The sequence below is a fragment of the Aminithiophilus ramosus genome, assembly GCF_018069705.1.
Taxonomy (GTDB): domain Bacteria; phylum Synergistota; class Synergistia; order Synergistales; family Aminithiophilaceae; genus Aminithiophilus; species Aminithiophilus ramosus.
Map to the genome: position 1 here is coordinate 2,529,604 of NZ_CP072943.1, position 19,931 is coordinate 2,549,534.

A 19,931-nucleotide genomic window follows, 5' to 3' on the forward strand; every position below is an offset into this window, starting at 1 on the left:
CTGCAATCAGCCTGGATGAAGGATATTCCATTCTCTTTGAAAATAGAAGTTTATGATCACAAATGATTCATTCTGGTTCTTTATGTTGGTTTTTGTCTATTTTTGTCGGGTTTTGATTTTTTTAGATTTATTTTGGTCTCTTTTGTGATCGTTCATTACATATCCAAAACAAAGTCAACGTTGGGATAATGCGCTGCCGCGGCCAATTCCCTGCCGAAAGATAAAGAGGCCGGAGGCGCAACCGCCTTCGGCCTCTTTATCTTTCGGCAGGGTCCGATCTCAGATGAGGCCGTCTTCGGCGAGGGCGCTGTCGATGGCCTTGACGTCGAAACCGACGATGTAGCGCTCTCCGATCTGGACGACGGGGACGCCCATCTGACGGGTCTTTTTGACCATATCCATGGCGGCGGCCCTGTCGGCACCGACGTCGACGACGTCGAAGGCGACGCCTTTGCCCTTGAGGTAATCCTTGGCCTTGTCGCACCAGGGACAGGTTTGAGTGCTGTAGACTTTGACGGCCATGACCATCACTCCTTCATCGGGTCTCCGCTCCGACGGGGCGGACTCTCTCAACGGAGCGATTATATCATATACCCATGGGGGGTTTCAAGGCCGTTTCCTCAGCCAGAGGGAAAGATCGCCCTCGGTCCAGATGCGGCGGTGCAGTTGGGCCAGGCCGGCGGGATCATCGATGAGGCGTTTCTTTTCGGCTCCGCTCAGGGCCCGAGGTCCCGAGCGGAGCGCCTTCTCCAGAAGAGGAAGGTTTTTCCGGCGGCTCCGCTCGCGCACGGCTTCTCCCCGTCTGACGAGACTTCGGCGAAGGGCGTTGGCGACGGGATCGACGACGGTCCGGACGAAGCCGGAAAGGCCTTCGAGGGGGTCCCTCCCCTCCCGACCGCGCCAGGCTTTCTCGAAGGCGGCAAGTTCCTCCAGTTCGCGGGGAGGGTCGATCTCCTCGGGGATGAGGAGGAGGCGGTGACGGCGGAGCCAGCCGCCAATGGCGGGACGGCTCGTGTAGACCGAAAGAGGCGCCCCCAGGACGAGCCCGGCCAGGATGGGCGAGAGCCACCAGAAGAAGGCCCTGTTGAAGGCGAAGAGAAGGAGCCCCCAGAGGAGGGCGACAACGGTGCCGATGCCGTGGGCGGCCAGGGCGTCGCCCCAGGGGATGCCCCGGTCTCCCCTGTCCTGGGCGTCCCAGCCGATGTTGCGCCCCAGGAGGGTGACGAAGACGAAGCGACTGTGAAAGAGCATCCGCACCGGGGCCAGGAGCGTTCCGGCCAGGGATTCGACGAGGACGGAGGCCAACATGGGACCCGTTCCGCCGAAGGAGGCCGTCCGCTTCTTGACGAGGGCCAGGAGAACGCTGAGGACTTTGGGCAGGAAGAGGATGACAGCCGTCGAGGCCAGGAGGGCCACGGCCCAGCGGGCGTACCAGACGGGCCATTGGGGAAAGAGGCTCGGCACGTTGCCGAAGTAGGTCGGCTCGAGAAAGACTTCGGCCAGGGCTTCGACGCTGCCGAGGACGATGAAAAGGAGCCAGAGCAGGGCCGAGACGTAGGACATGGCGCCGTTGACGAAGAGGATGCGGTAGGCCGGAAAGAGCCCCTTGGCGAAGAGGAGGCGCAGGTGTTGGAGGTTGCCCTGGCACCAGCGGCGGTCCCGCTTCATCTCGTCGAGGACCGTCGGCGGCGTCTCCTCCCAGCTGCCGTCGAGGTCGTAGGCGAGCCAGACGCCCCAGCCGGCGCGGCGCATGAGGGCCGATTCGACGAAGTCGTGGCTCAGGATGTCGCCGCCCAGAGGGGGCCTGCCCGACAGTTCGGGGAGGGCGCAGTGTTTCATGAAGGGCTCGGTGCGGATGATGACGTTGTGGCCCCAGTACTGGGCGTCGCCGAGCTGCCAGAAGTGGAGGCCCGCCGCGAAGAGGGGGCCGTAGAGGTGGGCCGAGAACTGCTGCATCCGCGCCAGAGGCGAGTGATGGTTGACGGGCATGGGGACGGTCTGGATCATGCCGGCGTCGGGGCTGCGCTCCATCATCTGGACGAGGCGGACGAGGGTCGATCCGGCCATGACGCTGTCGGCGTCGAAGACGACCATGTAGCGGTAGGCCCTCCCCCATCGGCGGCAGAAGTCGGCCACGTTGCCGCTTTTGCGCTTGCGGTTGTTGCGCCTGTTGCGGTAGAAGAGGCTTCCCTCGGCGCCGAGTTCGGCGCGGAGGGAGGCCCAGTGCCGCTCTTCGTCGAGGCGGCGATCGACGTCGCGGGTGTCGCTGAGGAGGAAGAGGTGGAAACGCTCCCGCTGGCCCGTCCGGCCCAGCGACTCCCAGACGGAACGGACTCCGGCGAGGACGCGGCCCATCTCCTCGTTGTAGATGGGGATGAGGATGGCCGTCGCCGCCGTCTCGGGGAGGGGACTGCGCACGTCGCGGCAGAGCCGGGAGAGGGCGTAGGGGTTCCGCCCGACGAGGAGGACGAAAAAGCCGATGACGGCCGTCCAGAAACCGATGGAGATCCAGGCGAAGAGGGCGGCGAAAACGGCCACCATGGCCTTCTCCAGGAAGGTCCCTCCCTCGTGGGGAAGGACGCTGGCCATGTAGGTCGTGGCCAGGACGGTGGGGGCGACGATAAGCAGCGCCAGGACGATGCGGCGGAGGAAGGCCGACCGCATCCACCGCCGCGATTCGGAGCCGATCACGACCGGCCTCGGGCGATGTGGGCCAGTCGACGCCTGCGACCGGCGAGGAAGGCCCTCAGCGGCGACGTCTCGAGCTCCTCGGGGACGACGGCTCCCCGGACGAGGGGGGGGACGGGAGAGGCCACGTCGGGAAAGGGGACGAGATCGACGAGAGAGGTCATCGTCGTCGCCACCGCATCGTCGCTTCGGGAACCCCCTTCGAGGGCTTCCAGGGCGAGGCGGACCCCCGCGACGGCGTCGAGGGGGAGAAGTCGGATGTAGAGAAGGGCCCGGTCCCGGGCCTCGCCGAGGGAGGACATGGCCCTAGAAGTTGAGACTGTAGGACCAGGTCTCGGTGAGGACGTCGGGGAGGTTCTCGCCCTTCTTGAGGAAGGCCCGGAGTTCGACGGGAGGACGGCCCGTGGCGAAGACGCCCTTGAGCTTGCCCTGCTCCTCGGGAACGACCTGAAAGACGAGGCGCCATCCGCCGGTGACGACGTTTTTCTGAATCTGCTTTTCCAGGAGACGGGCCCCGTCGCCGACGGTGACGACGCTGGCCAGGCCCGCGTCGACGCCGAGGTCGGCCAGCTCGCCGCCCTCGAAGTCGATGACGATCTTCTTCGCCCCCTGAAGGCGGCCCTCGGCCAAACGGGTGGCCACGGCCCGGCCGCCCGGCGGTTCGTCGGAGCGGGGCCGGGTCCAGCGCAGGACGTAGTCCAGGGCCAGCGGCTCGCCGACGGGCGGAACGTCGCGGGGGACCCAGAAGGCGACGATGTTGTCATGCATCTCCAGCTCCGTCGGGATCTCGATGAGTTCGACATGGCCGTGGCCCCAGTCGCCCCGAGGCTCGACCCAGAGGCTGGGACGCCGTTCGTAGTGGGCCTCGAGATCCTGGTAGTGGTCGAAGGCGACGTCGCGCTGTAGGAGGCCGAAACCGCGGGGGTTGACGGCCTGAAGGGCCGAGATGTCCAGCCGCCCCGGGTTCTTCAGCGGTCTCCAGAGCCACTCGCCCGTGGAGAAGCGGATCTGAAGGCCGTCGGAATCGTGGACTTCGGGGCGGAAGTCGCCGTGGCGCCCGTTGCCCTCCTCGCCGTAGAAGAACATGCTCGTCAGGGGGGCGACGCCCAGCTTGGCCCCCTGGCGGCGCTGGAAGAGGACGGTCGAGACGTCCATGCGCGTCTCCTCGCCGGGGACGATGAGGAAGCGGTAGGCACCCGTGGCCGAGGGGCTGTCGAGAAGGGCAAAGACCTTGATGAAGGCCTCTTCCGGCGCGGGCTTGATGATCCAGAATTCGCGGAACCAGGGGAACTCCTCGCCCGAGGGCAGAGCCGTGTCGACGGCCAGACCCCGCGCCGAGAGGCCGTAGGCGTGTCCCTTGGCGACGGCCCTGAAATAGCTGGCCCCCAGGAAGACGGCCACTTCGTCGTGGTAATCGTCGCGGTTGATGGGATAATGAATGCGGAAGCCGGCGAAGCCCAGGTCGGAGGGAATTCTGTCCTTAAAGGTGTTGGAGCCGTAGTCGAAGGCCTCAGGATCGAAGGGCAGAGGCGCCGCATGGCCGTCGTCGACGACGTGAACCGTCACGCCCCTGTCGTAGAAGAGACCGGGGTGGAAGAACTGAAGCTGAAAGGGAAGGCCTTCCTCCTTCCAGAGGGCCTTCTCGGGGCGAAAACGGATGTCGCGCCACTGATCGTAATTGATGTCCAGCAGGAATTCCGGTATGCTCCGGCTTCGATCCTCGAAGGGACCGGCGGCGAGGCTGCGGGCCCTCTCGATGACGACGTCGAAGGTAAAGGGCTCGTCGGCCCGGGCCGATGGCGGCCAGACCGCCCACAACAGGGAGAGAGCGAGAAAGAGAACGCTCTTTGCGAACTTCTCGGGAACCATTTCTTCGGACAACCTCCTCAGAAAGTAGGAACAGAACTTCATCAAGGTATTATAGGGGCCTTCTCCCTCTTTCGTGAAGGGGCGGCACAAAATCCGAAGCCACAGGCCCGACCGGGAGAGCTACGCAGGACCCCTCGATTGAAGGCGTTCCCCGACGCCTCGCCGGCGGGGATTCGGGCACGCGGCTCGGGTCTACGGCCGTTCCGCGGCGAATCTGGCGGAGTTTCGCCCCTTCCTCGCCCCGAGGAGGGGCTCCTGTCGTCAACGGGGCGGTCCCCCCGTGGAAGCCGAAGAAGCGACGGGACGCTTTTCCCCAGGCAGGACAGCAACGACCGTCGTCCCCGAAGCGAGAGGATGACGGCAAAGACCCGCACCACCTCATCGCGATTCAAGGAGGCCTCCCTTCAGCATGAAGCGCCGCACGCTCCCTCTTCTCCTCTGTTCCCTCGTTCTTCTTTTCCCCCAGATGGCCCTCTGCGAGGCGCCTCCGGCCCCGGCTCCCGCGTCGGCTCCGGCGTCGGCTCCGGCCGAAAAAAAAGCCTACGACCCCCTCTACACCCTGCTGGCCCTGAACGCCTGCGTCGTCTCCGTGACGGAAACCATCCATTACGGCGACCGTCTCGTCCTGGACCAGGAATACACCAATATCGTCAACAACATCCGCTTCGCCGACATCGAGGCCGACGAGGAGCTGATCACCCTTTTCCAGGCCCTGCTCTCGGCCCTTCACGACGGCCTTCTCCGGGAGGTCGAGAAGGAGGCTTTCCTCCGGACCTACCAGCGCAACATCAAGAAGGCCATCGTCGAGTCCCTTTCGGAGGCCTCCTCCACGGCCAGCGGGACCTACGGCGCCATCCTCGAAGGGGCCATAGCCGTGGGCACGACCTATTTCGACCACAAAAACCGGATGGAGGATTACCGCGCCGAACTGGGAGAAAACCTCTGGAGCCTCGACAAGGAGCGGCGGAACCTCCTCAACGACCTGCAGAAGCAGCTCCTGGCCGCCTCGTGGAAGCTGCAGCGGCGCTACAGGCTCGACGACGCTCTCCGCCTGAGCCAGCAGGACCTGGCCACCTTCAACGACGCCCTTTCCGATCGGGACGGGGAGCGTCGGCTGAGGCGGCTGGAACGGATGAAATCCCGTTTCGTCGCCTACCCCCCCTTCTGGTACATCCTGGGAAAGACGGCCCAGGATTTGGGGCGCGACGACGAGGCCCGGGCCGCCTACGAAACCTTCGAGAAAAACCGGCGGCCCCTCTTCCGTTACGATCCTTTCTACGCCGCCGTGGCGATGAACCGCGCCGAGCTGCGTCGGGCCGACGAAAGAGAGGAGCTGGCCCGGGATCTGGAGATCCTCCTCGCCAACAGCCGCACCGAAGACGGAGCCAACAGGCTCTACGCGGGCCTGCGCTACCTCGACCTCCAGGATATCGAGCGGGCCAGGGCCTGTTTTCAGCAAAACGTCGACGAGGATTACGAAAAAGAGCTGAACCTCTGGATTCTCGACTCCCTCGACGGCGGCGCGTCCCCTCAGGCCCTGGCCCAGGAGCTGCAGCGGGAGGCCGAGGCGCTGACGGAGCAGCTCCTGACCGAGAACGGACTGAGGAACCAGGATCTCCTCCTCCTCTACGACCGGGGGAAAGACGCGACGGTCCTCCGCCGGATCGAGAAGGATCTGGCCTCGATCCGCCTCGAGCTGGTGCGCCGCCGGGCCCAGCGGGACACGCTGGCCCTCAGTCTGCCCGAGGGATGGGTGGCGGGAACGGGCGCCTTTCAGCACGACAATCACTTCGCCCTCCGCGAGGGGACCTTCGAGGTCGTTCTTTCCTTCGGATCCGGACAGGAGGTGGCCCGCTTCCGCCCGGACGACGTCAGGCTTCTCGTCTCCGGGTCGGATCGTCTCTCGCCCAAAGGGGGCGAGCCCGTCATCGGCTACGACCCCGATCTTCACCTTTTCGCGGCCTACGCGGGGGGACACTTCCACTCGTCGCTGGAGGCGACGTTGGAGATCGTCGACGGCGACGACGCCCTAACCCTCGGTTTCACCGGGCACAAAGCGGACCCCGCTCTTTTCTCCGAGGGGAAGGGGCTGGACTACGCCGTTCCCGTCGTCGGCCAGATCCGCCTGTTGAAAGACCTTTTCAGGGACTCGTCCCGCGTCGTCACCGAGGCCGTCCTCTTCGAGCCCTCCTCCGTCCGGTACCGGGGCAAGGTCTGGGCCGTCGAAAAGGGACAGCTGTCGGAGGCGAAAGAGGAGACGGCGGAGGTCACAGCCCCAGCCAGGCGAGCCAGAGCGGGACAGTGACGACGGAGAGGACCGTCGTGGCGGCGACGACTTCGCCGGCGTAGGCGCTGTCCATATCCATGCCCTTGGCCAGGACGAAGTTGTTGACGGCGCTGGGCATGGCCGTCGCCAGGATGACGGCGCCGGCCACATAGGGCTCGACGGGAAAAAAACGGAAGAGAAGGGCCATGACGGCGGGGTGGACGAAGAGGCGGAGGGTCACGTCGCGCCAGGCCGATCTCAGCGTGGCGAGGGGGCTCACGATGCGGATCGAGGCGCCCAGGGCGAGAAGGGCCAGAGCCGTCGCCAGGTCGCCGAGGATTTCCAGGAAGGCGTCGAGCCACCGGGGCAGGGTACCGAACCCCAGCAAGGAGGCCGAAACTCCGGCCAGGCAGGCCAGGAAGAGGGGGTTCAGGGCCACGGACCGGGCCGTTTCGACGAGGTGACGCCGAGAAAGACCGCCGGAAAGGGCGATCTGGGCCCAGGCGATGGAGAGCAGGTTGTAGGAAAAAAGCCCCACGGCGAGGTAGAGAGAGAGGGCTGCCACCCCCTCCGCCCCCAGGGCCAAGGCAACGACGGGAAGGCCCATGTAGACGTTGTTGGAGCGGATCGAGACGAGGACGGAAACGGCGACGCGACGGCGCTCCTGACCGGCCAGGCGGGCCAGAAGCCAGGCCAGCGGCGGCATGAGGAAAAAGGAGAGATGAATGGCGACGAAGAGGTTGCCGTTGAGAAGGACTTCGCCGCCGACGGCGATCGTCTTCCTGAAAAGGAGGGCGGGCAGGGAGACCCAGTAGAGAAGCCACATGAGCTGCGGGGCCGTCTCCTCCTTCAGGTAGCCCCGGCGACGCAGGACCCAACCGAGAAGAACAGTGAGAAGAAGGGGAACGACGGCGGAAAGACCGGCCATGGCGGAACCTCCTCCGATGGCCCTCGTCGGGGAGGGCTCCGGGATAGAGATGATGATAGCAGACGGGCCGGATAAAGGGGGAGCGCCGACACGTCCGCTCGTCAGAGCTTCCCCCGGAAACGCTGCCAACCGCGCCCGCAGCGAAGGGGCGGTGGTTCCCTGCACGTAACCGTCACCGCCGAGGGGACGTCGTCCGAGTCGGGAGACCCTGCGGGACGGTGGCCCCGTCCCGCGCGCCGCCAAGGATGGCCGCGCTCCCAGCAAGGGCAAAACCCCTCCGCCGCAGCGATGTTTTCCTGGAAGCGTTGTCCTCCCTGCCGTTTCGAAAGGGAGAAGGGGCTTTCGTCGCGGCTCTGGCCTTTCCTGGGAGCGTGGGCATCCTGCCCGCGCCCGCCCCGAAGGGGCGGTGGTTCCCTGCACGTAACCGTCACCGCCGAGGGGACGTCGTTCGAGTCGGGAGACCCTGCGGGACGGAGGACCTCCCGTCGCGGCTCTGGCTTTTCCTGGGAGCGTGGGCATCCTGCCCGCGCCCGCCCCGAAGGGGCGGTGGGGTTCCCTGCACGTAACCGTCGTCGCCGAGGGGACGTCGTTCGAGTCGGGAGACCCTGCGGGACGAGAAATCCGTCCCGCGCGCCGCCAGGATGGCCGCGCTCCCAGCAGGGGCAAGATCCCTCCGCCGCAGCGATGTTTTCCTGGAAGCGTTGTCCTCCCTGCCGTTTCGAAAGAGACGGAGGATCTCCCGTCGCGGCCTGGCCTTTCCTGGGAGCGTGGGCATCCTGCCCGCGCCCGCCCCGAAGGGGCGGTGGGGTTCCCTGCACGTAACCGTCGTCGCCGAGGGGACGTCGTCCGAGTCGGGAGACCCTGCGGGACGAGAAATCCGTCCCGCGCGCCGCCAGGGATGGCCGCGCTCCCAGCAGGGGCAAGATCCTTTCGCCGCAGCGATGTTTTCCTGGAAGCGTTGTCATCCCTGCCGCTTCGAAAGGGAGAAGGGGCTTTCGTCGCGGCTCTGGCTTTTCCTGGGAGCGTGGGCATCCTGCCCGCGCCCGCCCCGAAGGGGCGGTGGGGTTCCCTGCACGTAACCGTCGTCGCCGAGGGGACGTCGTTCGAGTCGGGAGACCCTGCGGGACGGTGGCCCCGTCCCGCGCGCCGCCAAGGATGGCCGCGCTCCCAGCAGGGGCAAGATCCTTTCGCCGCAGCGATGTTTTCCTGGAAGCGTTGTCATCCCTGCCGCTTCGAAAGGGAGAAGGGGCTTTCGTCGCGGCTCTGGCTTTTCCTGGGAGCGTGGGCATCCTGCCCGCGCCCGCCCCGAAGGGGCGGTGGGGTTCCCTGCACGTAACCGTCGTCGCCGAGGGGACGTCGTTCGAGTCGGGAGACCCTGCGGGACGATAACCCCGTCCCGCGCGCCGCCAGGATGGCCGCGCTCCCAGCAGGGGCAAGACCCTTTCGCCGCAGCGATGTTTTCCTGGAAGCGTTGTCCTCCCTGCCGTTTCGAAAGGGACGGAGGATCTCCCGTCGCGGCCTGGCCTTTCCTGGGAGCGTGGGCATCCTGCCCGCGCCCGCCCCGAAGGGGCGGTGGTTCCCTGCACGTAACCGTCACCGCCGAGGGGACGTCGTTCGAGTCGGGAGACCCTGCGGGACGGTAACCCCGTCCCGCGCGCCGCCAGGATGGCCGCGCTCCCAGCAGGGGCAAGACCCCTCCGCCGAGGGGACGTCGTCCGAGTCGGGAGACCCTGCGGGACGAGAAATCCGTCCCGCGCGCCGCCAGGATGGCCGCGCTCCCAGCAGGGGCAAGATCCCTCCGCCGCAGCGATGTTTTCCTGGAAGCGTTGTCCTCCCTGCCGTTTCGAAAGAGACGGAGGATCTCCCGTCGCGGCCTGGCCTTTCCTGGGAGCGTGGGCATCCTGCCCGCGCCCGCCCCGAAGGGGCGGTGGGGTTCCCTGCACGTAACCGTCGTCGCCGAGGGGACGTCGTCCGAGTCGGGAGACCCTGCGGGACGAGAAATCCGTCCCGCGCGCCGCCAGGGATGGCCGCGCTCCCAGCAGGGGCAAGATCCTTTCGCCGCAGCGATGTTTTCCTGGAAGCGTTGTCATCCCTGCCGCTTCGAAAGGGAGAAGGGGCTTTCGTCGCGGCTCTGGCTTTTCCTGGGAGCGTGGGCATCCTGCCCGCGCCCGCCCCGAAGGGGCGGTGGGGTTCCCTGCACGTAACCGTCGTCGCCGAGGGGACGTCGTTCGAGTCGGGAGACCCTGCGGGACGGTGGCCCCGTCCCGCGCGCCGCCAAGGATGGCCGCGCTCCCAGCAGGGGCAAGATCCTTTCGCCGAGGGGACGTCGTTCGAGTCGGGAGACCCTGCGGGACGATAGCCCCGTCCCGCGCGCCGCCGCACCGGGCCGCGCTCCCAGCAGGGGCAAAACCCCTCCGCCGCAGCGATGTTTTCCTGGAAGCGTTGTCCTCCCTGCCGTTTCGAAAGGGAGAAGGGGCTTTCGTCGCGGCTCTGGCTTTTACTGGGAGCGTGGGCATCCTGCCCGCGCCCGCCCCGAAGGGGCGGTGGTTCCCTGCACGTAACCGTCGTCGCCGAGGGGACGTCGTTCGAGTCGGGAGACCCTGCGGGACGGTAACCCCGTCCCGCGCGCCGCCAGGATGGCCGCGCTCCCAGCAGGGGCAAGACCCTTTCGCCACAGCGATGTTTTCCTGGAAGCGTTGTCCTCCCTGCCGCTTCGAAAGGGAGAAGGGGCTTTCGTCGCGGCTCTGGCTTTTCCTGGGAGCGTGGGCATCCTGCCCGCGCCCGCCCCGAAGGGGCGGTGGGGTTCCCACGCTTCGCCGTCGTTACTCAGGTGACGTCGTTCAGGACGGAGACCCTGCGGGACGATAACCCCGTCCCGCGCGCCGCCAGGATGGCCGCGCTCCCAGCAGGGGCAAGATCCTTTCGCCGAGGGGACGTCGTTCGAGTCGGGAGACCCTGCGGGACGGTAACCCCGTCCCGCGCGCCGCCAAGGATGGCCGTGCTCCCGGCGAGGGCAAAACCCCACGCCCCGGCGGGTCAGCCTTTGAGCAGGGAGAGCAGTTCCTCTTCCGTCAGGGTGACGGCCCGGTCCGTTCCGTCGAGGAGGGCCTGGGCCAGCTCCCGCTTGTCGCGGTGAAGGGCGACGATCTTCTCCTCCACCGTCCCTTTGGCGAGGAGGCGAAGGACGGTGACGGGGCGCTCCTGGCCGATTCGGTGGGCCCGATCCGTGGCCTGGTCCTCGACGGCGGGATTCCACCAGGGGTCGAGATGGATGACGTAGTCGGCGCCGGTGAGGTTGAGGCCCAGGCCCCCTGCGCGGAGGCTGATGAGGAAGCAGTCTCCCTCTCCTCGCTGGAAGGCCTCGACGATGAGGCCCCGTTCCTTCTGGGGCGTCGAGCCGTCGAGGTACTGGTAGGAGATGGCCGCCTCGTCGAGGGCCCGGCGGACGAGGGCCAGGTGGTCGACGAACTGGCTGAAGACGAGGGCCCGGTGACCGCCCTGGCGAATTTCCTCCAGGCTCTGGAGAAGGAGGTCCATCTTGGACGAGCTCTCCAGGGGAACGTCGGCGACGAGGCGGGGGTGACAGGCAGCCCGGCGGAGCCGCATCAGTTCGGCCAGGATGCGGAAACGGCCCCCTTCGGGCCCTCCTGCGGCGATTTTTTCCAGGGCATCCCTGCGGAGGGCCTCGTAGAAGGCCCTCTCTTCTTCGGAGAGCTCCACGTCGAGGGTGACCTCCGTGATCGACGGCAGCTCCTCCAGGACCTCCTCCTTGGTCCGCCTCAGGATGAAGGGGCGCACCAGACGACGGAGACGGGATCGGGCATCGCGGTCTCCCCGTTCTTCGACGGGGACGACGAAGCGGCGCCGGAAGGCCTCGAGGGAGCCCAGAAGACCGGGGTTGAGGAAGCGGAAGAGGGACCAGAGCTCGACGAGGCTGTTTTCGACGGGCGTTCCCGAGAGGGCGACGCGGAAGTCGGCTTTGAGGGCCACGGCGGCCTGGGCACGGCGCGTCTGGGGATTTTTCATGGCCTGGGCCTCGTCGAGGACGACGGTGGACCAGCTCCGGGAGGTGAACAGTTCCCTTTCGATCTGGAGAAGGGCCCAGGAGCAGAGGACGACGTCGCCCGATGCCGCCTCGCCGACGAGGGCCTTCCGATCGGCCGAGGCGAAGAGGTGCGTTTTCAGGCTCGGCGTGAACCGTTCGGCCTCGGCCTGCCAGTTGGAGCAGACCGAGGTGGGGGCCACGACGAGGGCGGCCCCGAGGCCCTGTCGATGGGCGAGAAGGGCCAGGGCCTGGATGGTCTTGCCCAGCCCCATGTCGTCGGCGAGGCAGGCCCCTCCGCCCCAGTGGGCCAGGGAGGCCATCCAGCGGAACCCCTCCTCCTGGTAGTCGCGGAGCTTTCCCCTGAAGGCCCGGGGGAGGGCGGCGGGTTTTTGCGCGGCCTCGCGGAGACGTTCTTTCAGGTCCTTCCAGCCCGAATCACCCTCGACGGAGGCTTCGAGGGCCGTTTCCGCCAGGAAGGGGGCCGCCAGGAGGGGCAGGGCCTGCTCCTCCCCTTTCTTCCGGGCCATGGCGGCCAGGCTTTCGAGACGCTTTTTGAGGCGCGACGAGAGAGCCAGGAAGGCGCCGTCGCCGATGGAGATGAAGCGCTTCGTTCCCTCGACGGCGGCAAGGAGGGTCCTCAGGGCGACGACCCGTCCCTCGTCGAGGACGATCTCTCCCTCGACGGCGAGCCAGTCGTCGCGGCGGCGGACCCGCAGCGAGAGGCGATCGGCGTCGGCCCGGCCTCCGACGGAGAGGGGCTTCCCCTCGGGCCACTCGGGCCGGAAGGGAACCGGGCTCTCCCTGAGGGAGAGAAGAAGCTCAAGGGTCGATTCCAGGTCGGGAAGATCCTGTTCCAGGAAAGGGCCTTCGCCCTCGGCCAGCAGGGGGCAGGCCTCGACGAGGGCGTCGAGGGAGGCCTTCTCGGCCTCGAGGTCCCGCCGGGCCCTCACGGGCCGCCCCCGCAGGGAGCCGACGACGTCGGCCTTCCCCTGTCCCGCCGGGAGGAAGGTCCCCTCGTCGCCGAGGGGGCGACAGCCGACGCGGACGTTGACCCCCTCTCCCCGGGGCTGGAAGCGCAGCCGCGGCAGGCTTTCGGTCTCGACGAGTTCGGCCTTGGCGGCCAGGAGGGAGAGGGCCGGGTCGACGTCGACGAGGGGGGCCAGGGCCTGGAGCGTCTCGAAGAGGCGCCCTTCTCCCTCGGCGGGAATGGCCAGCCCTTTCTTGCCCAGGAAGGAGGCCAACGCCCGGACCGAGTCGTCGACGGAGGCGAAAAGGAGGCGATGGGGCTCCTCTTCCTGCCAGAAAACGTATTTCTTGCCGGCCTCCTCCAGATCGAGGGAGGGGGAGAGGCGGAGGAGCCATCCGGCGCGTTTCCTGCTCAGGGCAAGGGAGGCGGGGCGCTCCTCGAAAGAGAGGAAGGCATCGGGCTCGTCGGCGAAGGCGACGCGCCCGTGGACGACCAGGGCGGGGACGGCTCGGGTCTCGTCGCAGGTGACGGCGATCTCCTTGTGCCCCCAGTAGTTCTCCACCTCCTGGCGGAAGGAGGCGAGGACGGCCCGGTCCTCCGGGGGATAGAGATCGGCGGTGGACAGAAGGCGTTCGATGGCGGCCCTTTTCCCCTTGGACCAGGAGCCGCTCTTAAGACGTTTCTGCTCCAGCGCGTCGAGGACGAAAAGGGAGCCGCCTTCGGCGGGGAAGTCCATGAGCCAGACCAGGCGCCGTTCGGTCTCGGCCTTCGCCTCCGAGGGAGATCGGCGGGCCAGGGCGAGGAGCGTCTCCAGCTTGCCCTCCCAGGTCTGGCGGGGAAGGAGGCGGTCGCAGACGGAGACGAGCCCCCGCTCCTCGAAGAAGGCCGCCACCTCCCGGGGAGGCTGTCTCTCCTCCATGCGGGCCTGAAGGAGGGCCCTCTCGGAGGCGACCAGGGCGTAGCTGTGCCGATCGCCGACGGGGTTCCCTCTCTCGATCTGCCACTCGGCCGTCAGGAAGTCGCGCCCCTCCGACGGAGCGACGAGGGCGAAAAGAAGGCGGGCGATCACCTCGTCGAGAGGGGTCAGGATGCTGTCGGCCTCGACGAAGGCGTCGAGGATCGTCTTCCAGTTCCTCTCCGGGACCTCGCCCAGGCGCCGTTCGGCGACGTGCTGAAAGGCCCTCGGGGACAGGAGGAGGGGAAAACGCCCTTTGCCCCGCAGGGCCCAACGGCAGAGCCCCAGAAGTTCCCTGTTTTCGGCCGGACCGTCGGCCTCGACGAGGTAGAGAAGGTAGAAGAGGAAGAAGAGATCACAGGGGAAGCCCTGGCGCTTCCCCTGCTCCTTGCGCCAACGGAGCAGGACCTCCCTGAAGACGGCCCCGTTTTTCTCCCCCTTCAGGTAGGCTACGGCGGGCTCGAGGAAGGGGCTGGAGGGGACCTTGCCACACAGGGAGTGGAGGGCCTCCACGTCGCCCGACAGGAGGGCGGCCATGGCCGTCCAGGTCATGAGACGCTCTTTGAGGGCCGCATTGGCGCCGATCTTCAGCGAAAGCTCGGTCAGGGTCCGGGCCGTCAGGGGCAGGGCCGTGCCCTCTCCCCTGAAAAACAGAAGCAGCCAGGCCCGAAGGACGATGGAGCGCCCCGCCTCGGTGAGTCCGTCGAGGAGGTCGACTCCGTCGAGGCGCGAGGCGAGGGGAAGGACCGGAGAGATTCCGGCCAGATCGATCTGTTCCCAGACGAGGCTGTCCTGGCCCGTCAGGAGGGCCCTCTGGACGATTCCCTGCGGCAGGGGAGCCCAGGAGGATTGCGACGGCAGAGGGAGGGCCGCCGCGAGCCGCGCCTCGACCTCGAGCAGGCGACCGTCGCGGATGAGGTGACACAGGACGGGCGATTTGACTCCCTCGGCGGCGGCGAAGACGTCGTTTTTCCTCTCCATGCGGGTCTCGACGAAACGGGCCCTCTCGAGCGCTCCGCAGAGAGCCTTCACGTCGGCCGCCGAGACGACGCGCCATTCCCGCCCGTATCGGGCGAGACACTTACCGAGAAGAGTGGCGGTGAGAGGGTCGTCGGCGAGGACGAGACTGTCGACGACAGCCCGCTCGGCGGGCACAAGGGCAAGGTAGCGGGAAAGATCGAAGGGCAAGGGATTTTCCTCCTCAAGACAGGGCGGAACCGGAGTGCCGGATGAAGGCGACCGGTCTCTTTCGCGCTCCATAATACGACACTTCGCCCGAAAGGGGACAAGGTTCCCTCGATTGCCGCCGCCGGAGAAGGGCGCTACCATAGAACCCGGCCAAAGGCCGAAGGAGGCTGGACGATGCTGCTCGAGGGGAAAAAAAGTCTGCCCCAGTTTCTGCACTGGGTGACGACGCTGCCCGGCGAAGTGACGGCGCGGCGGCACTTCGCCGCCTCGGAGCCCCGGTTCGGCCCCTGGCCCGAACTGGACGGGCGGCTTCGCGCCTTTTTCGCCGCCCGGGGAATGAAGGGGCTTTACAGCCATCAGAGCGAGGCCGCCTCTCTCGCCCTGGCCGGAAAGGATGTCGTCGTCGTGACGCCGACGGCCTCGGGGAAGACGCTCTGCTACACCCTGCCCGTTCTGGAGTCGATCGCCCGCGACGGGGCCTCCCGGGCCCTCTTTCTTTTCCCCACCAAGGCCCTGAGCCAGGACCAGCTGGCCTCCCTCTACGAGACGGTGACGGCCTGCGGCCTCGACGTGAGCACCTTCACCTACGACGGAGACACGCCGCCCGCGGCGCGGAGCAAGGTCCGCACGGCGGGCCAGGTGGTGATCACCAACCCCGACATGCTCCACACGGCGATCCTCCCCCACCACACCAAGTGGGTCAAGCTTTTCGAGAACCTGCGCTACATCGTCATCGACGAGCTCCACAGCTACCGCGGCATCTTCGGTTCCCACATGGCCAACGTCCTGCGCCGTCTCATGCGGATCTGCGCCTTCTACGGCTCGAGGCCCACCTTCATCTGCACGTCGGCGACGATCGCCAACCCCGCGGAGCTGGCCGAAAGGCTTCTGGGGCGGCCCGTCGCCGTCGTGGCCCGCAGCGGGGCCCCGCAGGGCGAGAGGGAGATCCTCCTTTACAACCCGCCCGTCGTGAACCGTCAGCTCGGCATCCGCCGCTCGTCGCTGCTGGAGACGAGCCGCATCGCCGGAGAGGCGCTGGCCGACGGAATCGGCACCATCGTCTTCACCCGGAGCCGGATCAACGTCGAGATCCTCCTGACCTACCTGCGCCAGGAGCTGACGCGGAGGAAGATGGACCCGAGCCGCATCGCCGGCTACAGAGGCGGCTATCTGCCCAACGAACGGCGGGCCATCGAAGAGGGGCTCCGCAGCGGAAGGATAAGGGGCGTCGTGAGCACCAACGCCCTCGAGCTGGGCGTCGACATCGGCTCCCTCGATCTGGCCGTCCTCCACGGCTACCCGGGAAGCATCGCCTCGGCGCGGCAGCAGATGGGCCGGGCCGGACGGCGCCAGGGGCTCTCGGCGGCGATCCTCGTCGCCTCCTCCTTCGCCCTGGATCAGTTCCTGGCCCACCAGCCCGACTACTTCTTCGGCGGCTCGCCCGAGCGGGCCCGGATCGGCCCCGACAACCTCTACATCCTCGTCAACCACGTCAAGTGCGGCGCCTTCGAGCTGCCCTTCTCCGAGGGGGAACCCTTCGGAGAGAGGGCGCCGGCGGAGATCCTGACCTATCTGGAACAGCAGGAGGTCCTCCACCGCGCCGGAGGACGCTACCACTGGCAGGCCGATTCCTTCCCCGCCGAGGCCTTCTCCCTCCGGAGCGCCACGAGCGAGAACTACGTCATCATCGACCGCACCGAGACGGGGCGGCCCGTCGTCATCGGCGAGGTGGACCGCCCCAGCGCCCCCATGCTGATCCACCCCGAGGCGATCTACTTCCACGGGGGGAGGACCTATCAGGTGACGGAGCTGGACGGCGAGGGGATGCGCTGCTACGTCAAGGAGGTGGAGGTGGATTACTACACCGACGCCGACCTGGCCGTGAGGCTCGAGGTGCTCGACGAGTTCGAGAGCGGCCCCGACTGGGGCTGGGGCGAGGTGCTCCTGGCGGCCCGCCCCACGGTCTACAAGAAGATCCGCCTCAACACGCACGAGAACATCGGCTACGGCCACATCCATCTCGGCGAGGAGCAGATGCACACCACGGCCTGCCGCCTCTGCCTTCCCGAAGGACTCTTCGAGGCCTGGAGCGAGGACGAGCGGAGCACGGCCCTCACGGGGCTGGCCCACCTGCTGCGCATCACGGCCCCTCTCTTCCTCATGTGCGACCGGAGCGACATCCAGGTCCACAGCCTCGTCAAGGACCCTCATTTCGGACGCCCCACGATCTACCTCGTCGACAACTTCCCCGGAGGCGTGGGGCTGGCCGAGGGGGCCTGGCAGAGCCGGGAGGCGCTCCTCGATTCGGCCCGCGAGGCCCTCCTCTCCTGCCCCTGCGACGGGGGCTGTCCCGCCTGCGTCGGCGCCCTGGGCCGGGAGATGAGGGCCAAGGAGAGGACGCGGCGCCTCGTCGAAGGCCTGAGTCGCCGAAGATGAGCCTCCTCTCCCGTCTCGAGGCGATGCTGGGCCCCTCCAGGGCTCCCGTCGAACGCCCGAGGGCTCCGAGGTCCCTGCCGCCGGGACGATGGATCGACGAGGGGGTCTATCTCATGGAGACAACGATCCCCCTCGAACGGGACGAGGCCCCGCTCCTGGCCCTCTGGGGAGACCGCGACGGGGCCCTCTGCTTCGATCTCGAGACGACGGGGCTGGCCGGAGGGACGGGGACCTACGCCTTCCTGGCCGGGGTGGGGCGGATCGGGGCCCGGTCGATCGAGACGGGACAGCTCTTCCTGACGTCGCCCGCCTTCGAGGAGGCCTGGCTGGCGGCCCTGGAGACCCTCCTGCCCCCGCCCTCCCCCCTGGTGACCTACAACGGCAAGCGCTTCGACGTTCCCCTCCTCCAGACGCGGCGCACCCTTCACAGGAAGGCGCCTCTGGAACCCGAAGGACATCTGGATCTGCTCCACCTGGCCCGGGCCCTCTGGAGCGCCCGTCTTCCCAGCTGCCGCCTCGGCGAGGTGGAGCGCTCCGTCCTGGGACTGCGGCGCAGCGGCGACGACGTGCCGGGAAGCCTCGTCCCCGACCTTTACCGCGACTTCCTCCGCAGCGGCGACGCGGCCCCTCTCGAGGGGGTCTTCTACCACAACCGGATGGATCTCGTCGCCCTGGCCCTCCTGCGCGACCGCGTCGCCCTGGCGATGGCCGGGAGGCGCGGCGACGGCGCCGAACTCGTCGCCGCCGGTCGGGCCTGGCAGAGGGCGGGAGGGAGGGACGAGGCCCTGGAGCTCTGGCGAAAAGCCCGGGAGAAAGGGGCCGAAGGGGCGCTGGAGTGCCTGGCCCGATCGGCCAAGATCGACCACCGCTGGGAGGAGGCCCTGACGCTCTGGGAGGAGGCCCTGTCCGCAAGCGGGGACCCCTCCGTCGCCGTCGAGCTGGCCAAGGCCTGCGAACACCGGTTGGGCGACATCGCCCGGGCCCGGCTCTGGGCCGAAGAGGCCCGAAGACTTCTCGACGGTCGCCGCCCCCTCATGGAGGGCCCCGAGTGGCGCCGCCTGCGGGGGGAGATCGACCATCGGCTGAGACGGCTGGCCCGCAAGGAGAGCGGACTTCCACGGGAACGGGTATAATGTGGCTGATAGCGATTTCACGTTACGAAGGCTCCCATCAAAGAGGAGGGTGAAAGGATGGCGACGGTACCGGCACACATCTTTCGCGAATACGACATCCGCGGTCTCGCCGACGAGGAGCTGACGCCTCGAACGGTGACGCTCATCGGTCGGGCCCTGGGGACGCGCCTGGTGCGCCGCGGCGTCACGACAGCCACCGTCGGCGGCGACGTGAGGCTCTCGACGGAGCGGATCCGCGGCGACCTCATCGAAGGCCTGACGGCGACGGGGCTGGACGTCATCGACATCGGCCGGGTGACGACGCCCCTTTTCTACTGGAGCCTCTATCACTTCGAGGCCGGCGGCGGCGTCATGATCACGGGCAGCCACAACCCCAAGGAGTTCAACGGCCTCAAGCTGGCCGAGGGGAAATCGACGCTCTACGGCGCCCAGATCCAGGAGATCCTGGCCATGATCGAGTCGGGCGACCTCGACGAGGCGCCCCGTCCCGGCACGGTGACGAAGGCCGATATCGCCTCGGCCTACGTGGAGATGCTCCTGTCGAAGCTGAAGCTGGCCCGTCCCCTCAAGGTCGTGGCCGACGCCGGGAACGGCACGGCCTCTCTGATGATCGAGACCTTCCTCAGGGGGCTGGGCTGCGACGTGATCCCCCTCTTCTGCGAGGCCGACGGGACCTTCCCCAACCACCATCCCGACCCGACGAAGCGGGAGAACCTCCAGGACCTCATCCGAGCCGTCGTCGAGAGCGGCGCCGACGTGGGCGTCGGCTTCGACGGCGACTCGGACCGCATCGGCGTCGTCGACGACAGGGGACGGGTCATCTTCGGCGATACCCTCATGGCCCTCTACTGGAGGGAGATCCTCCCCCATCATCCGGGGACGCCGGCCATCGTCGAGGTCAAGTCCTCGCAGGCCCTCGTCGAGGAGATCGAACGCCTCGGCGGCGAGGTGATCTTCTACAAGTCGGGCCACTCCCTCATCAAGGCCAAGATGCGCGAGGTGGACGCCCTCTTCACGGGAGAGGTCTCGGGCCACATGTTCTTCGCCGACGAGTTCTACGGCTTCGACGACGCCTTCTACGCCGCCGGACGGCTGCTGCGCCTTCTGGCCGCCCAGGACCGGAAACTGTCGGAGATCCTCGACACGATCCCCTCCTACCCCAGCACGGCCGAGACGCGCATCGCCTGCCCCGATTCGGTCAAGTTCGCCGTCATCGACGCCATCCGCGACGGCGCCCTGAAGGAGTACGAGGCCATCACCGTCGACGGCGTCCGCGTCCTCTACCCCGACGGCTGGGGACTGGTGCGGGCCTCCAACACGCAGCCCGTCATCGTCGCCCGCTGCGAGGGAACGACGGAAGAGGCCCTGAAACGGATCGAGGCGGACATGAAGGGGCGCATCCTCGCCGCCGACGTGGCCGACTTCGACTGGGAGTATTAGACGCGGCGACCGCCGC

The 19,931-nt window shown here is 67.6% G+C and carries 10 protein-coding genes; 4 read left to right on the top strand and 6 right to left on the bottom strand.

Going from position 1 to position 19,931, the window contains the following annotated elements; all coding sequences use genetic code 11:
- Nucleotides 1-279: 279 nt before the first annotated feature.
- From KAR29_RS11610 to KAR29_RS11625, 4 genes are all read right to left on the bottom strand, one after another.
- Nucleotides 280-522 carry a glutaredoxin family protein gene (locus KAR29_RS11610; RefSeq protein WP_274373146.1) on the bottom strand — a complete coding sequence of 81 codons (243 nt, stop codon included), beginning with the start codon at nt 520-522 and terminating at the stop codon, nt 280-282.
- A gap of 84 nt (nt 523-606) precedes the next feature.
- Nucleotides 607-2,691 (bottom strand): glucans biosynthesis glucosyltransferase MdoH, encoded by a 2,085-nt coding sequence (gene mdoH / locus KAR29_RS11615; protein ID WP_274373147.1) that lies wholly within the window; start codon nt 2,689-2,691, stop codon nt 607-609.
- Nucleotides 2,688-2,990, bottom strand: coding sequence for a hypothetical protein (locus KAR29_RS11620; RefSeq protein ID WP_274373148.1), 303 nt, complete (start codon nt 2,988-2,990; stop codon nt 2,688-2,690). Before KAR29_RS11620 ends, mdoH begins: the two co-directional genes overlap by 4 nt.
- A 4-nt stretch (nt 2,991-2,994) precedes the next feature.
- On the bottom strand, nt 2,995-4,569 hold the full coding sequence (locus KAR29_RS11625) for a glucan biosynthesis protein (protein ID WP_274373149.1): 1,575 nt from the start codon (nt 4,567-4,569) through the stop codon (nt 2,995-2,997).
- A 397-nt stretch (nt 4,570-4,966) separates the two neighbouring features.
- Between KAR29_RS11625 and KAR29_RS11630 the strand changes: the two genes are divergently transcribed.
- The gene (locus KAR29_RS11630; protein ID WP_274373150.1) at nt 4,967-6,862 is read left to right on the top strand and encodes a tetratricopeptide repeat protein; all 1,896 of its coding nucleotides are present in this window, start codon (nt 4,967-4,969) and stop codon (nt 6,860-6,862) included.
- On the opposite strand, the gene KAR29_RS11635 is transcribed toward KAR29_RS11630, so the two are convergent.
- Together KAR29_RS11635 and KAR29_RS11640 are read right to left on the bottom strand one after the other, a co-directional pair.
- Nucleotides 6,825-7,751 carry an AEC family transporter gene (locus KAR29_RS11635; protein WP_274373151.1) on the bottom strand — a complete coding sequence of 309 codons (927 nt, stop codon included), beginning with the start codon at nt 7,749-7,751 and terminating at the stop codon, nt 6,825-6,827. The genes KAR29_RS11630 and KAR29_RS11635 overlap by 38 nt on opposite strands.
- Nucleotides 7,752-10,787: 3,036 nt before the next feature.
- Entirely contained in the window at nt 10,788-14,906 is a 4,119-nt protein-coding gene (locus KAR29_RS11640) for a DEAD/DEAH box helicase (protein WP_274373152.1), read from the bottom strand.
- Between the two features lie 174 nt (nt 14,907-15,080).
- Between KAR29_RS11640 and KAR29_RS11645 the strand changes: the two genes are divergently transcribed.
- From KAR29_RS11645 to KAR29_RS11655, 3 genes are read left to right on the top strand one after another with little or no spacing between them, the layout of a single operon-like run.
- Nucleotides 15,081-17,342, top strand: a complete 2,262-nt coding sequence (locus tag KAR29_RS11645; RefSeq protein WP_274373153.1) for a DEAD/DEAH box helicase — start codon at nt 15,081-15,083, stop codon at nt 17,340-17,342.
- Entirely contained in the window at nt 17,339-18,475 is a 1,137-nt protein-coding gene (locus KAR29_RS11650; RefSeq protein WP_274373154.1) for a ribonuclease H-like domain-containing protein, read from the top strand. Before KAR29_RS11645 ends, KAR29_RS11650 begins: the two co-directional genes overlap by 4 nt.
- A gap of 57 nt (nt 18,476-18,532) precedes the next feature.
- The gene (locus tag KAR29_RS11655; RefSeq protein WP_274373155.1) at nt 18,533-19,915 is read left to right on the top strand and encodes a phosphomannomutase/phosphoglucomutase; all 1,383 of its coding nucleotides are present in this window, start codon (nt 18,533-18,535) and stop codon (nt 19,913-19,915) included.
- Nucleotides 19,916-19,931: the final 16 nt, after the last annotated feature.

Bases quoted from the DNA above. Each gene is read 5' to 3' on its own strand.
- KAR29_RS11635 (WP_274373151.1), bottom strand. From the start codon at position 7,751: ATGGCCGGTCTTTCCGCCGTCGTTCCCCTTCTTCTCACTGTTCTTCTC.
- KAR29_RS11650 (WP_274373154.1), top strand. From the start codon at position 17,339: ATGAGCCTCCTCTCCCGTCTCGAGGCGATGCTGGGCCCCTCCAGGGCT.
- KAR29_RS11610 (WP_274373146.1), bottom strand. From the start codon at position 522: ATGGCCGTCAAAGTCTACAGCACTCAAACCTGTCCCTGGTGCGACAAG.
- KAR29_RS11645 (WP_274373153.1), top strand. From the start codon at position 15,081: ATGCTGCTCGAGGGGAAAAAAAGTCTGCCCCAGTTTCTGCACTGGGTG.
- KAR29_RS11630 (WP_274373150.1), top strand. From the start codon at position 4,967: ATGAAGCGCCGCACGCTCCCTCTTCTCCTCTGTTCCCTCGTTCTTCTT.
- KAR29_RS11655 (WP_274373155.1), top strand. From the start codon at position 18,533: ATGGCGACGGTACCGGCACACATCTTTCGCGAATACGACATCCGCGGT.
- KAR29_RS11620 (WP_274373148.1), bottom strand. From the start codon at position 2,990: ATGTCCTCCCTCGGCGAGGCCCGGGACCGGGCCCTTCTCTACATCCGA.